Source organism: Paraburkholderia tropica, from assembly GCF_014171495.1.
GTDB lineage: Bacteria > Pseudomonadota > Gammaproteobacteria > Burkholderiales > Burkholderiaceae > Paraburkholderia > Paraburkholderia tropica.
The window spans coordinates 1,992,674-2,006,975 of sequence record NZ_CP049134.1; the positions used below are offsets into that span (position 1 = coordinate 1,992,674).

General features: G+C 67.8%; 13 protein-coding genes. All 13 read right to left on the reverse strand.

The genetic code is table 11. The features are described 5' to 3' along the window. Positions 1 to 159 precede the first annotated feature (159 nt). The 13 genes from G5S35_RS09000 to G5S35_RS09060 all read right to left on the reverse strand — a co-directional run bounded on the left by G5S35_RS09000 (position 160) and on the right by G5S35_RS09060 (position 14,288). Entirely contained in the window at positions 160 to 954 is a 795-nt protein-coding gene (locus G5S35_RS09000) for an ABC transporter substrate-binding protein (protein ID WP_065061197.1), read from the reverse strand. Between the two features lie 279 nt (positions 955 to 1,233). Beyond that, positions 1,234 to 2,289, reverse strand: coding sequence for a succinylglutamate desuccinylase (gene astE, locus G5S35_RS09005; RefSeq protein ID WP_183038224.1), 1,056 nt, complete (start codon positions 2,287 to 2,289; stop codon positions 1,234 to 1,236). Continuing rightward, positions 2,273 to 3,637 carry an N-succinylarginine dihydrolase gene (gene astB / locus G5S35_RS09010; RefSeq protein ID WP_065061195.1) on the reverse strand — a complete coding sequence of 455 codons (1,365 nt, stop codon included), beginning with the start codon at positions 3,635 to 3,637 and terminating at the stop codon, positions 2,273 to 2,275. Before astB ends, astE begins: the two co-directional genes overlap by 17 nt. Before the next feature lie 9 nt (positions 3,638 to 3,646). Beyond that, positions 3,647 to 5,110, reverse strand: a complete 1,464-nt coding sequence (gene astD, locus G5S35_RS09015) for a succinylglutamate-semialdehyde dehydrogenase (protein ID WP_065061194.1) — start codon at positions 5,108 to 5,110, stop codon at positions 3,647 to 3,649. Positions 5,111 to 5,153: 43 nt separating this feature from the next. Next, on the reverse strand, positions 5,154 to 6,185 hold the full coding sequence (gene astA, locus G5S35_RS09020; RefSeq protein ID WP_065061193.1) for an arginine N-succinyltransferase: 1,032 nt from the start codon (positions 6,183 to 6,185) through the stop codon (positions 5,154 to 5,156). Beyond that, on the reverse strand, positions 6,182 to 7,294 hold the full coding sequence (aruF, locus tag G5S35_RS09025; RefSeq protein WP_074986333.1) for an arginine/ornithine succinyltransferase subunit alpha: 1,113 nt from the start codon (positions 7,292 to 7,294) through the stop codon (positions 6,182 to 6,184). The genes astA and aruF overlap by 4 nt, the downstream gene beginning before the upstream one ends. A gap of 31 nt (positions 7,295 to 7,325) precedes the next feature. Then, positions 7,326 to 8,543 carry an aspartate aminotransferase family protein gene (locus G5S35_RS09030; protein WP_074986335.1) on the reverse strand — a complete coding sequence of 406 codons (1,218 nt, stop codon included), beginning with the start codon at positions 8,541 to 8,543 and terminating at the stop codon, positions 7,326 to 7,328. Positions 8,544 to 8,829: 286 nt separating this feature from the next. Further along, positions 8,830 to 9,801: a GlxA family transcriptional regulator gene (locus tag G5S35_RS09035; RefSeq protein ID WP_231957618.1), complete on the reverse strand. Its 972-nt coding sequence runs from the start codon at positions 9,799 to 9,801 to the stop codon at positions 8,830 to 8,832. A 133-nt stretch (positions 9,802 to 9,934) separates the two neighbouring features. Beyond that, on the reverse strand, positions 9,935 to 10,723 hold the full coding sequence (locus G5S35_RS09040) for an ABC transporter ATP-binding protein (protein WP_065061245.1): 789 nt from the start codon (positions 10,721 to 10,723) through the stop codon (positions 9,935 to 9,937). A gap of 50 nt (positions 10,724 to 10,773) precedes the next feature. After that, positions 10,774 to 11,487 carry an ABC transporter permease gene (locus tag G5S35_RS09045; protein WP_183038225.1) on the reverse strand — a complete coding sequence of 238 codons (714 nt, stop codon included), beginning with the start codon at positions 11,485 to 11,487 and terminating at the stop codon, positions 10,774 to 10,776. A 19-nt stretch (positions 11,488 to 11,506) separates the two neighbouring features. Next, positions 11,507 to 12,196 carry an ABC transporter permease gene (locus G5S35_RS09050; protein WP_065061188.1) on the reverse strand — a complete coding sequence of 230 codons (690 nt, stop codon included), beginning with the start codon at positions 12,194 to 12,196 and terminating at the stop codon, positions 11,507 to 11,509. Positions 12,197 to 12,528: 332 nt separating this feature from the next. Continuing rightward, a complete protein-coding gene (locus G5S35_RS09055) occupies positions 12,529 to 13,578 on the reverse strand; it encodes a patatin-like phospholipase family protein (RefSeq protein ID WP_110329369.1) in 1,050 nt (349 codons plus the stop codon). Positions 13,579 to 13,706: 128 nt separating this feature from the next. Further along, on the reverse strand, positions 13,707 to 14,288 hold the full coding sequence (locus G5S35_RS09060) for a hypothetical protein (RefSeq protein ID WP_183038831.1): 582 nt from the start codon (positions 14,286 to 14,288) through the stop codon (positions 13,707 to 13,709). Positions 14,289 to 14,302 lie beyond the last annotated feature (14 nt).

The window sequence follows — 14,302 nt, forward strand, 5'->3', positions numbered from 1 at the left end:
CGAAAATAATCGCCATGTTACGCGTTCAATGCCGCGCGCGCAGGGCCAGATACAGCGGCGGGCGCGGCCATTATTCCGGATTCCGAATTATTGGCGCGTAAAAAATACCGGCCGGTGTCAACCGGCCGGTCGGGCGCTACACGATGACACCGCGTGCGCTTACTTCAGCACGACCTTCACGTCGAAGTATTTGGCGGCGATCTTGTCGATCGTGCCGTCGGCCTTCAGTTCCTTCAGCGCGCCGTTGAGCGCGGCCTTGAGCGCCGCGTCGTTCTTGCGCACGCCGTAGCCCACGCCCTCGCCCAGCAGCTTGGCGTCGACGACCTGCGGACCCGCGAACGCGAAGCCCGCGCCTTGCGGCTTGTTCAGAAAGCCCTTCGACGCGGCTTCGGCGTCCTGGAACGCGGCGTCCAGACGACCCGAGGCGAGATCGGCATAGATCTGGTCCTGCGTCTGGTAAGGCACGACGTCGACGCCCGCGGGCGCCCACTTGGCCTTCGCATACGACTCCTGGATCGTGCCTTGCAGCACGCCCACGTGCTTGCCCTTCAGCGATGCCGGCGTCGGCAGCAACGGGCTGCCCTTCTTCGCGATCATCTGGTTCGGGATCGCGTAGATCGGATCGGTGAAGTCGATCGCCTGACGACGCTGGTCGGTGATCGTCATGTCCGAGTTGATCGCGTTGAACTTGCGCGCTTCGAGCGCCGGAATCAGGCCGTCGAACGAGTTTTCAACCCACACGCACTTCGCCTTGAGCTTCGCGCAGACGGCGTTGCCGACGTCGATGTCGAAGCCCTGCAGTTCGCCGCTCGGCGACTTCGATTCGAACGGCGCATAGGACGCCTCGACGCCGAAGCGGATTTCCTTGATATCGGCAGCGTGCGCCGCGCCGGCGGCCACGGTGACGGCCGCGCAGAGCGCGAGGCGGGCCAGCTTGTTCCAGTTCATGTTCATCAGTGTCTCTTTCCAGTCGGTTTACAGCGCGCTCCGGTGGTCTCCGTCGCGCTTGGGGCAGGATCGCTGCGCCAAAAAAGCGGCTCAAACGGCCGCATCGTTTCTGATGCGCCGCAGCAACCGCGAGGGCGCGATTGTACCGCGCCCGCACACGCGCTCCGAAAACGCCCCTACGCCGTCGGCGAGCCGGACGGCGCGGGGCGAAATTGCAATTGGATGTCGTGGATGCGCAAGCGGCGGACGGCGACGGGCGTGCGCCGCCCAAGCGCCGGACGCGGCTTAAACGAGCGCGGCGAGCGTTGCGCCGGTCGTCTCGACAACGAGCAGACCCGCGCGCAAACCCGGCTTCACGGACGGATTAGGGAACACGATGCGCTCCTCGTTGTGCGCGACGACATAGCGATACGCGCCGTCCTCGGCGAGCACGGTGCCGCGCGCGAACGGCGTGAAATTGGCGACGTCGGCGGCCACGTGCAGTTGCAGCGCGTCGCTCTGCTTCGTGATCTGGCCGATCACGGTGAAGACGCGCGGCATTGGCGCATCGGCATCGGCGTGCGCGCCCGAGACGAGCCGTCGGATCGCCGCGTCCGCGTGCGCGAAACGCGCGAGGTCGTTCTGGCCGAACGGACGCACCTTGCCGAGTTCGAGCGTGCAGGCGGTCGCGCCGCACGCGTCGGCGGTGAACGACGAATACGTCGCACCCTTTTCCGTGTGGATCAGCACGGCGGCGATGCGTGCGTCGGCGAGCCAGTCGAACATCGCGCGCGCGGGCGCGCCGCCCGTGTACGGCAAGAGCGCGAACTGCTCGAACGCCGAGGCGCGGATCGCCGTGTGCAGGTCGAGGTGCCAGCGCGTGCCGGCGGCGGGCGTGGCTTCGAAAAAGCGCTGCGCAGCCTGTTCGAGCGCGATCGCGCGCGGCGCTTCGCGGCTCTGCGGCACGCGCGCGTGGCGGCCGCCGAACAGGCGGTTGAGGTCGTCGTCTTCGTAGCGCGTGGCGGCGCGCATCGCGGCCGCGTTGCCGAGGACGACGAGCAGACGGCACGCGAGCGGCAGACGCCCCGCCGCGATGTCCGCGACCATCTGCGAAAGCAGCTCGATGGGCGCGGTTTCGTCGCCGTGCACGCCGGCCGAAATCAGCACGCTGCGCGCCGGGGCATCCTTGTCGGCATCGCCATGCACAGGTTCGAGCAACAGCACGCCTTCGTCCTGCCACTGCCAGCGCACCGCGCCGTTCGCGCACGCGCCCGCATTTGCGTCGTCGTGCACGGGACGCCGGCCTGCCAGCGTCGCGGCGAGAAAATCGGCGAGCACGGCGGAATCAGCGCTGGAAGTCATAGAGCGAGCCGAGGCCGAGAATCTGCGTGAGTTCGTCGAGCGCCGTGCGCGACTCCGCGAGCAGCGCCGGATCGGTGAGATCCTGCGGCGCGAGGCGGTCGCGATAGTGCTTTTCGATCCACGCGTCGAGGCGCGCGAACAGCGCGTCGTTCATCCACACGCCGGGCGCGACGGCGGCGCGCTCCGCTTCGCTGAGCACCACGCGCAGACGCAGGCACGCGGGACCGCCGCCGTTCTTCATGCTCTCGCGCAGATCGAATACGAGCACGTCGTCGATCGGACCGGGCTTCGCAACCAGCTCTTCGAGCCAGATCGCCACGCGCGGGTTCTCGCGGCATTCCTGCGGCACGACGAGCACCTGCTTGCCGTCCGCGCCGCTCAGCAACTGGCTGTTGAAGAGATACGACGTGACCGCGTCGGCGACGCTCACCTGCGCGTCCGGCACCTCGATCACGTCGAACGCCGCGCCCTGCGCCGCGAGCTTCGCGCGCAGTTCGTCGTAGACCTTGCCCTGCTCGACGAACGCGCGTTCGTGGCAGAACAGCGTCGTGCGGTTGCCCACGGCGATCACGTCGTTATGGAACACGCCCGCGTCGATCACGTCGGGATTCTGCTGCGCGAACACGGCGATGTCGTCGCTCAGGCCGTGGCGCTGCGCGATCGCGCGGCTCGCCTCGAAGGTCTGACGCGCCGGAAAGCGCTTCGGCTCCGGTCCGCGACGGTATTCGCTGCGGCCGTAGACGAAAAATTCCACACCGCGCTCGCCGTACTGCGCGCAAAAACGCGTGTGATTGGCCGCGCCTTCATCGCCGAGCGCGGGCGTGCCGGGCAGCGCTTCGTGCACCACGAAGTGCGACGGATCCGCGAAAATCGCGCCGAGCGTGCGGCGCGTGTACTCGTGCTCGATCGCGCGATGCAGCTTGCTGCACAGGTTCGCGGGCGTGAAATGCACGCGCCGGTCGGGCGTGTCGGCCGACGGGCTCACGGTGGCCGCGTTCGCGGTCCACATGGCCGACGCCGAGCTGGCCGCCGCGAGCAGTTCGGGCGCGTCCTTCGCGGCGCGCGCGATCGCGTCGGTTTCCTTGCCGCTGAAACCCAGTTCGCGCAGCAGACGGATCGACGGCCGCTCCTGCGGCGGCAACACGCCCTGCGCGAAGCCGAGATCGGCGAGCCGCTTCATCTTGCGCAGACCTTGCTGCGCGGCGGCGCGCGGATTCGCGACCGACTTCTCGTTGTTCTGCGACGCGACGTTGCCGAACGACAGCCCCGCGTAGTTGTGCGTGGGGCCAACGAGTCCGTCGAAATTGGCCTCCAGGGTGGCCTTGGATCCGGTTGCGGAATGGCTCATCGTCGATCCTCAGAATTGAAGGCCCGGCGAAACGCTCGCGGGCATCTGCAGTTGTGCGCTTTCCACCGAGGCCATCGGCCATGCGCAGTAGTCGGCTGCGTAGTACGCGCTCGGACGGTGATTGCCCGAGCGGCCCGGACCGCCGAACGGCGCGCCGCTCGACGCGCCGTTGGTGGGCCGGTTCCAGTTGACGATGCCCGCGCGGATCTCGCGCGAGAAGCGCTGCCAGAGCGCGGCATCGTCGGCGAGCAGACCGGCCGAAAGACCGTAGGCGGTGTTGTTGGCCTGGGCGATGGCGTCGTCGAAACCGGCGTAGCGCACGATCTGCGCGAGCGGGCCGAAGTGCTCCTCGTCGGGCAGATCGGCCACGCCGGTCACGTCGAGAATGCCGGGCGTGACGAAGCCGAGCGCCGGGTCGCGCTGCGTCATTGGCAGCAACGCCTTCGCGCCGCGTTCGAGCAGCATGGCTTGCGCTTCCATCAGCTTGCCCGCCGCGCGCGCCGAGATCACCGCGCCCATGAACGGTTGCGGATCGGCGTCGTACTCGCCTACCGCGATGCGCGACGACACCTCGACGAAGCGCGCCAGAAAGCGCTCGCCGAACCCATCGGACGGTACGAGAATGCGGCGCGCGCAGGTGCAGCGCTGCCCCGCCGACAGAAACGCCGACTGGATCGCGTGATGCACGGCGGCATCGACGTCGTCGACAGGCGCGACGACGAGCGGATTGTTACCGCCCATCTCCAGCGCGAGCACGATCTCGGGCCGGCCACCGAACTGGCGATGCAGATGCGTGCCGGTGTTCGAGCTGCCGGTGAAAAACAGCCCGTCGATCTGGCGATGATTCGCGAGCGCCACGCCGGTATCGCGCTCGCCCTGCACGAGGTTCATCACGCCCGCGGGCAGTCCGGCGTCGCGCCAGATTTCGACCGTCACGCGCGCAACATCGGGCGCGAGTTCAGAAGGCTTGAACACGACCGTGTTGCCGGCGATCAGCGCGGGCACGATATGGCCGTTGGGCAGATGGCCCGGAAAGTTGTACGGACCGAACACGGCCACCACGCCATGCGGACGATGACGCAGCACGGCCACGCCGTCGGCCATGTCGCTGCGCTTTTCGCCGGTGCGCTCGTGGTAGGCGGTGATCGAGATCGCGACCTTGGCCGCCATCGACGCCGCTTCGGTGCGCGCCTCCCAGAGCGGCTTGCCGGTTTCGCGGCCGATGGCCTGGGCGAGCTGCTCCTTGCGTTCGGTGACGAGCGCCGCGAAGCGCTTGACGATCTCGCAGCGCGCCTCGAACGGCAGATTCGACCACGCCGGGAACGCTCGGCGCGCGGCGCTCACCGCGCGCTCGACGTCGCCCTCGTTGGCGGCGTTGCCGCTCCACACGATCGCGCCCGTGCCCGGATTGCGCGACGCAAACGCGGCGCCCGAGGCCGCGCACCATTGCCCATCGATGAAAAGCTCGTTCATGACTCGTCCTGTTATTTTGCTCGCGCGTGCTGCCTGTTCACGTTCACGCGCCCTGACGCCGCGCGGCGCCCAGCACGCGCACCGGCTCGCCTTCGCGCACGCCGAGCGCGGCCGCTTCCTGCGCGCTCAGCGTGAACGCGCCGTCGCTGACGACACCCGGCGCGAAACCCACGCGAAAATCCGCGAGCGAGGTGTTCGAGACCAGCGAGCGCACGCCCTCTTCGGCCGTCTGCGCGCCGATGCGCACGGGCACCACCACACTCTCGCGCACCGTGCGCAAATCGGCGATATGGCATTCGAGCACGGGGCCCGCATCGAAAATATCGACGTGATTCTCGTAGCGCAGCCCTTCGCCTTCGAGCATGCGGCGCGCGGGCACCGTGTCCGCGTGCGTGAGGCCCACGCACGCCTGCGCCTCCTCGGGCAGCAGTTCGACGTAGACGGGATAGCGCGGCATCAGCTCGGCGAGAAACGCCTTGCGGCCATGCGAACTCAGATAATCGGCGGCATTGAAATCGATCTGATAGAAGTGCGAACCGACCGCGCGCCAGAACGGCGAGGTGCCTTCGTCGTCGAAATGGCCGCGCAATTCGGCGCAGATGCGTTCCGGAAAACGCTCGCGGAACTGCGCGATGAACATGAAGCGCGAGCGCGACAGCAACCCGCCCATGCCGCCCGTGCGATGGCGCGGCGAGAGGAACAGCGAGCACACTTCCGCATAACCGGTGAGGTCGTGCGAGATGTTGAGCGCGCGCATGCGCGTCCAGATGCCGAGGTCCTGGCTCGCGTGCACCACCGTGCTCACGCGATAGTTGTAGAACGGCTGCGTGAGGCCCACGGCCGCTTCGATGCCGCAGACGCCCGCCACGTCGCCGCTCGCGGTGTCTTCCATCACGAAGAAGTAGCCCGCCTCGGCCGGCGCGGCTTCGCCCGCGAGCGTGCGCCGCGTGCGCTCGATGCGCGCGGCCAGCGCCTCGCGGTCGGGCTTGAAGGTCGTGAGACCGGGGCCGGTTTCCTGGGCCAACGCGACGAGCGCGTCCACATCGCCCGTCTGCACGACGCGTACCACGATCATTGCGCTTCTCCCATCGAATTGTCGTTGTCGGGCGTCTCGCGATACAGCGGCGCGCAGCGCACGCGCGCGCCGTCCTGCACGTTCAGCGCCGCGCGCGTGGCGGCGTCGAGCGGCGCGTCGGCGACGAGGGCCAGCGGTGCGTGTGGCGCATGCGGCGCGTACGTCGACGCTTCCTGCACCGGCAGCGTGGCGAGCACGCAGCGGAACTCTCCGCCTTGCTGGCTGGCGACCAGATAGGTTTCAGAAACCTCTGCGTTCGCGGATGCGCTTTCCCGCACCACGCGCGTCGCGTTGCCCGCAACCGACGCCGTGCGATCCACCTGCGCCGTGAGCACCGGACCCGCGTCGAAGATATCGACATAACGGTCGGGCTCGAACCCTTCTTCGAGATGAATCTCGTACGCGAGCAGCGCACGCGGATCGGGCTCGCCGAGCACGCGCTGCGCCGCTTCCGGCAACAGCGGCACGTAGAGCGGATACGCGGGCATCACTTCGGCGATGAAGGTGCGGCTTCTGCCGCCCGAGGCCATTTCGATGTCCTTGAAATCGCGCCCGAAGAACTTGCGGCCCACCGCTTCCCAGAACGGCGAGGCGCCCGCGTCGTCGGTCACGCCGAGCAGCAGCGAGAACACCTCGGGCGTGAAACGGCGGCGGTTCATCGCCACGTACATCATGCGCGCGCGCGACATCAGATGCGCCGCCGCGTCGCCGCGCAGCGCGGGATCGATATAGAAGCCCGCGAGGCGGCTCTTGCCCGTGAGTTCGTGCGACATCGTGAGCGCGTGAATCTTGCGGTTCACGTGCAGCTCGCGCGAGGCGTGGATCAGCGCGTCGTTGCGGAACGCGTAGAACGGCTCCGAGTAGCCCGCCGCCGCGATCAGGCTCGACGTGCCGACGAGCCGGCCCGTCGCCGAATCTTCGAGCACGAAGAGATAGAACTCCTCGCCCGGAAAGTCGACGTCCGCGCGAAACGAATCCTCGGACAGCGCGATGCGCGCTTCCAGCGCCGCGCGGTCGTGCGGCAGCGAATGCAGCACGGGCTGCGCGGTGCGGGCCATGTGCGCGATCGCGTCGAGATCGGCAAGCCTGGCGGGGCGAACGAATAGCATCGTCGGTCCTGTTATCGAGAATGAACGCCGGTCAGCGCGCGCCGACCACGTCTTCGAACGCCTGTTCGAGGCGCGCGAAGCCCTCGTCCAGATCGGCCGCCGGCATGATCAGCGAAGGCGCGAAGCGCAGCACGTCCGGGCCCGCGATCAGCATCATCACGCCGCGGTTCGCCGCCGCGCCGTTGAAGTCCTTCGCGCGGCCCGCGAAACGTGCGTTCAGTTCGGCGCCGATCAGCAGACCCTGGCCGCGCACTTCCTTGAACACGTCGAAGCGCGCGTTCAAGTGCGCGAGCTTCGCGCGGATCGTCTCGCCGCGTGCGCGCACGCCCGCCAGCACCGCCGGGTCGCTGATCAGCTCGACGACCTTGTGCGCGATGGCCGCGCCGAGCGGATTGCCGCCGTAGGTCGTGCCGTGCACGCCCACCTTGAAGTGCGCCGCGATGGCTTCGGTCGTGAGCATCGCGCCGATCGGGAAACCGTTGCCGAGCGCCTTCGCCGTGGTCAGGATGTCGGGCGTCACGCCGGTCTGCTCGTAGGCGTAGAAGGTGCCCGTGCGGCCCACGCCGGTTTGCACTTCGTCGAAAATCAGCAGCGCGCCGTGCGCGTCGCAGGCCTCGCGCAGCGCGCGCAGGAAGGCCGGATCGGCGGGAATCACGCCGCCTTCGCCCTGCACCGGCTCGACGATCACCGCGCAGGTTTGCGGGCCGATCGCGCGCTTCGCGGCGTCGATGTCGTTGTACGGCAGATGGATGATGCCTTGCGGAATCGGACCGAAGCCTTCCGAATATTTCGGCTGGCCGCCCACGCTCACCGTGAAGAAGGTGCGGCCGTGGAACGACTGCGTGAACGAGACGATCTCGGCCTTCTGCTCGCCGTGGCGGTCGAAGGCGACGCGGCGCGCGAGCTTGAGCGCGGCTTCGTTGGCTTCCGCGCCCGAGTTGGCGAAGAACGCGCGATCGGCGAACGTCAGCGATTCGAGCTTCTTCGCGAGGCGCAGCACCGGCTCGTTAGTGTAGCCGTTGCCGATGTGCCAGAGCTTGCCGCCCTGCTCGTGCAGCACCTTGAGCAGTTCCGGATGCGCGTGGCCGAGCGAGGTCACGGCGATACCGCAGGCGAAGTCGATGTAATCGCGCCCGGCGGTGTCCCACACGCGCGAGCCTTCGCCGCGGTCGGGCACGAACGGCGCGGGCGAGAAGCACGGCACCATCACTTCGTCGAAGGTCTGGCGGCTCACAGTCTGGTCGTTCATGGCGAATCCTTGTGGTCTCGAATCGGCGTGCCGATTCAGGTTCTCGATTCAGGCTCGTGCCGCGCGAGGCGCGATTAGGGTACGAACCGGATGCTAATGGGCTCAATCGAGCGAGTATCGGTTGCAGTGTAGGCAACCGCGCTGCAAACGTCTTGCGCAGGCGCGACGCGTTTTTTCGTCAGCGGCGGCGCGGCGGGGTTTTCCGTCCCGAATGAGCCATTTTCGTGCGCCGGGTCAGGCGAGCGCGCCCGCTTCCACGACGGCTCGATCACGCTTCAATCACGCTTCAATCACGCTCGGGCGGCTCCACCAGCGCCCCGGCGCGCGGCTCGGGATTCGCGCCGCCGTGCTGGCGCTCGATCCAGTTGCGGCGATCCTCGCGCGGCGTCACGCCGAAGCGCTCGCGATACGCGTTCGAAAAATGCGCCGCCGACGAAAACCCGCACGCGAGGCTGATCTGCACCACCGACTTGCTGGTGCGCTGCAACTGCGAGCGCGCCTTCGCGAGCCGCAGGCCGAGGTAGTACTTCGACGGCATCGCGTTCAGATACTGCCGGAACAGGCGTTCGAGCTGACGGCGCGAGACGCCCACGTGCCCGGCGATCTCGTCGGTCGTGAGCGGATCCTCGATGTTCGCTTCCATCAGCATGAGCGCGTCGTTCAGGCGCGGATGGCGCTCGCCGGGCGCGGTCACGAACGGAATGCGCTGACGCTCGTCGCCGCCGCGCAGCGTGCTCGCGCCCATCGCGTCGGCGATGCGGTCCACGAGTTCGGGGCCGTGCTCGCGACCGATCATCGCCAGCATGAAGTCGAGCGTCGCCTGGCCGCCCGCGCAGGTCGCGCGATCGCGGTCGATCTCGTAGAGATGCTGCGTGACGATGGTGCGCTCGAACTGCTCGGCGAACTGCTGGTACGTCTCCCAGTTCACGGCCACGCGATAGCCCTGCAACTGCCCGGCCATCGCGAGCCACCAGACGCCGTGATGAATGCCGGTGACGAGCGGCGTGCGCGGCCCGAGGCGCGCGAGGCTCGCGAGAAACAGGCGATAGTCGGCGAACTGCTGATAGCGCTCGGTCACGACGATCAGCCAGTCGCACGCGAGCGCGTCGCCGAAGGTGCCGTCGGCGGGCCACTGCGCGCCGCCCGCGAGCGGCACGGGCCGGCCGTTCCACGAGTACATCTGCCAGCGGTAGAGCGCGCGGCCGTCGATCTCGTTGGCGAGATTGAGCGCGTCGACGATCGGGCCCACGCCCGACATCGACACCGGCGGCAGCGCGACGATCGCCACCTGCGTCGTGCGGTTCGCGCGCGCGACGGCTGGCGTGGTCGATGCCACCGAAGCGGCGGATGCGTTCCCTTCCTGGTTCATGCGCGAAGACGCCGTGCGTCGCTTATTTCAGACTGCCCGACAGAAACTGGCGCAGGCGCTCGCTCTTCGGCGCGCCGAGCACGTCGGCGGGCGCGCCCTGCTCCTCGGTGCGGCCCTGATGCAGAAACATCACGTGATTCGACACATTGCGCGCGAAACCCATTTCGTGCGTCACGACGATCATCGTGCGGCCTTCCTCGGCGAGCTTCTGCATCACCTTGAGCACTTCGCCGACGAGCTCGGGATCGAGCGCCGACGTCGGTTCGTCGAACAGCATCACGTCCGGATGCATGGCGAGCGCGCGCGCGATCGCCACGCGCTGCTGCTGGCCGCCCGACAGATGCGAGGGATACTGCTTTTCCACGCGCGGGGCGAGCCCGACTTTCTCCAGATACTCGCGCGCGCGCTCCTCGGCTTCCTTGCGCGGCACGCCGAGCACGTGCAGCGGCGCTTCCATCACGTTCTCGATCACGTTCATGTGCGACCAGAGATTGAAGTGCTGGAACACCATCGCGAGCTTGGTGCGGATGCGCTGAAGCTGCTTGTGATCGGCCACTTCGAGGCCGCCGTCACGGGCCGCTTTCGTGCGCACCGTTTCGCCATCGACGACGATCTCGCCCGCGTTCGGCTTCTCCAGGAAATTGATGCAGCGCAGGAACGTACTTTTGCCCGAGCCGCTCGCGCCGATGATGCTGATCACGTCGCCCTTCTTCGCGTCGAGCGAGACGCCCTTGAGCACTTCGTTGTCGCCGTAACGCTTGTGGATGTCGCGCGCGATCAGCTTGCTCTCGCCCGCAGGCGTCGTTTGCATCGTCTGAGCCAAGATGGTCTCCAAAAAATGTCGCGTCAGTGCGAGGCGATTCAGCGCGTGCGCACGGCCAGATGGCCGAGCCAGCGCTTTTCCGCGCGGCGGAACAGCGCCACCAGCACGCACGATACCGCACAGTAGATCAGCGCCGCGAGGCCGAACGACTCGAACGAGCGATACGTGGCCGAGTTGGCGTCGCGCGCCACCTTGAGCAGATCGGGCACCGTGGCCGTGAACGCGACCGTGGTGGCGTGCAGCATCAGGATCACTTCGTTACTGTACAGCGGCAGCGCGCGGCGCAGCGCCGAAGGCAGAACGATGCGCCAGTACATCGTGAACGGGCTCATGCCGTAGGCGCGCGCCGCTTCCACTTCGCCGTGCGAGGTCGCGCGGATCGCGCCGGCGAAAATCTCGGTGGTGTACGCGCAGGTGTTGAGCGCGAACGCGAGGATCGCGCAGTTCAGTCCGCTGCGAAAGAACGCGTCGAGAAGCGGTTCGCTGCGCACGAAGGCGAGACTGTACACGCCCGTGTAGATCAGCAGAAGCTGCACGTAGAGCGGCGTGCCGCGAAACACGTAGGTGTAGAAGCGCACCGGCATCGACAGCCAGCGCCGCTGCGAAACGCGCGCGACCGAGAGCGGCACCGCGCATACGAAGCCGAACGCCACCGACACCACGAGCAGCCAGAGCGTCATGGCGAGGCCGGAGACGTGCTCGCCGTCCCAGTAGAGAAACGCGCGGCCAAATTGCTGAAGGATTTCGTTCATCGCTTGTGCCCTTGCGGTGTCAGAGTTGCGCGTGGCGCACGCCGGCCGAGTAGCGGCGTTCCAGCCAGATCAGCGCGAAGTTCGAAATCGTCGTGATCGCGAGATAGATGAGCGCGGCGATCAGCAGGAAGAAGAACAGGTTGAAGGTGCTGCGGCCCGCGTCCTGGGCGGCCTTCACGACATCGGCGAGACCGATGATCGACACCAGCGCCGTCGCTTTCACGAGCACCTGCCAGTTGTTGCCGATGCCCGGCAGCGCGAAGCGCATCATCTGCGGAAACAGGATGCGGGCGAACACGCGCGCGCCGCTCATGCCGTAGGCGTAGCCCGCTTCGAGCTGGCCGCGCGGCACGGCGAGAAACGCGCCGCGAAAGGTCTCGGTGAAATACGCGCCGTAAATGAAGCCGAGCGTGAGCACACCCGCCACGAACGGATCGATGTCGATCTGCGCCATGCCGAGCGCGTCGGTGGCCTCGTTCACGCCGATCTGGATGCTGTAGAACAGCAGCAGCATCAGCACCAGATCGGGCACCGAACGGATCAGCGTGGTGTAGGCCGTCGCGCAGGCCGCGAGCGGCCGGTTGAACGAGAGCTTGGCCGCCGCGCCCGCGAGGCCGAGCAGCACGGCCACGCCCAGCGACAGCAGCGAGAGTTCGATCGTCTGGATCGTGCCGGCGAGCAGCACCGGACCAAAGCCGTAAAGCATCACGCGCGTCTCCGGGGAAGTCGTGGTCGAGATGCCGGGCGCGAAAAAGCCCGGGAAGTGGCGCGGATCGTCGCAGCGCCAAATTGTTTGCTCAAACGCGCCCGGCGCACGTGCTGCATTGCAACAATTCGCGTCGGCGCAGGCTGCCGGGCCCGGCGCGACGGCGTTTCGCCCGCACTGTCAGGGCGCGATGCTTTTGGAAGCTGCAAAGACAACGCCCCGCCAGGCGCAAGCCCGCGGGGCGTTTTGACAAGTTTCGGGTCGCTTTTTCGATAGACGGCGCGATGCCGCGGATGTCAGGCGCCGACGCGAGGCGGCGGTCGAGCCCGCCCTCCTCAGTCGATCCCCAACTGCGCGCGGATCGCGGGCAGCATGTACTGGACCGCCGCGCGGCCCTCGGCGATGGCCGGTCCGGCGCGATGAAAGTCGAAAATCCCCATGCCGCCGAGGCGCGGCTGGATCAGTACATCGGCGGGTTCGCCCGCGAGACGGCTGCGCGTGATGCGCACCTGCATGATGTCGATGCTTTGCGCGATCGAGCTGAGCATCGACGGCACCCGCGCCGAAGGCGGCGGCGCCACGCGCACGTCCGGACCGCCCGCCCCGCCCGGCCCCGACGGTTGCAGCCAGCCCGGAAAACGCTTGCCGTTCTTGCGCATCAAGGGCGCCGGGTCGGCCGCGCCGGTGATACCACTCGCGCCGGTCACGTCGCCCGCCGCTTCGCCCGCTTCCGGCAACACGCCGTCGGTCACGGCGCGGCGCGCGGCGCCCGGCACCGCGCGCGGCACCGTGTCGATCGCGCCGCCCAGATCGCGGCCATTGAGAATGTCGTGATTGAGATCGATGGCGATCACCGTGTCGGCGCGCATCGCGCGCGCGGCGGACACCGGCACCGGATTGCTGAGGCCGCCGTCGACGAGCCAGACGCCGTCGTGCCAGATCGGCGTGAAGATGCCCGGAATCGCAATCGAGGCGCGCACCGCGTCGACCACGCCGCCCTCGCGCAGCCAGACCTCGCGGCCCGTGTCGAGTTCGGTCGCGACCGCCGCGAACGGCATTTTCAGGTCGTCGATCGCGCGGCCGTTGAACTGCTTCGCGAACAGGTCGATGACCTTGCGCCCGCCCAGCAGCCCGCCCGAAAAGCGCAGATCGAGCAGCCGCACCACGGTCTGCCACGTGAGCTTGCCGACCCAGTCCTCGAGCCAGTCCAGATCGCCATTGGCATAGACCGCGCCCACCAGCGCGCCGATCGAGGTGCCGCAGACCACATCGGGCCGGATGCCCGCTTCCTCCAGCGCGCGGATCGCGCCGATATGCGCCCAGCCGCGCGCCGCCCCGCCGCCCAGCACGAGCCCCACGCGGCGGGCGCGTCGTCGTTGCGTCACCATGCCCGCCTCCCGCGTGCCTGTTGCCTGTCTTGTTTCAGAGTCATGGCGTTTTGTCTGTGTTTTGCGCCGATTCGTTCAATGTCCGCGCTTAGTGTCCGCGCTTAGTGTCCACCTTAGTGCCCACCTTAGTGTCCACGTATCACGTCCGAGCGCGATGTCGTCGAGACCAGGCCGTCCGGGCCGAAATGCACGTTGAAATACGCCTCCGGCGTCACGCCGCCCTCGTACCATTTCCAGCTCCAGACGGTCTCCTGCTTGAGCCGGTAGGCGGCTATCTGCCCCGGTTTGCCGAGCAGCGCGCGCACCTCGTCCTGACTCATGCCGATACGCACCTTCGCGAAGTTTTCCGCCGTGAGCGCCTGGCTGATGGCCACGAGCCGTCCGTTCGGGCCGATGTCGACCATGAAGGTCTTGAGGCCCTGCGGGCCGCGCGGATATTCGAGGCGGCGCGAGCCGTCGTCGAACAGGCGCTCGGTCTCCGGCTTGCCCATCTGCTCGCGCACCTGCTCGAGCGTGGACACGCCGGGCGTGAGGCCCTTGAGCAGCAGCGCGTCGGGCTTCACCGAATCGAAGAAGGTCTTGAAGCTCTGGCGGAGCGAATCGAGCATGGCGTCGAACTGGCGGTCGTCGCAGCCGGCGAGCGTGAACGCCGCCAGCGCGGCGCACGCAGCGCTGAGCGTCCGCGTGGATCTGAATGGGGAAGGCATGTTCGGGTACGGCA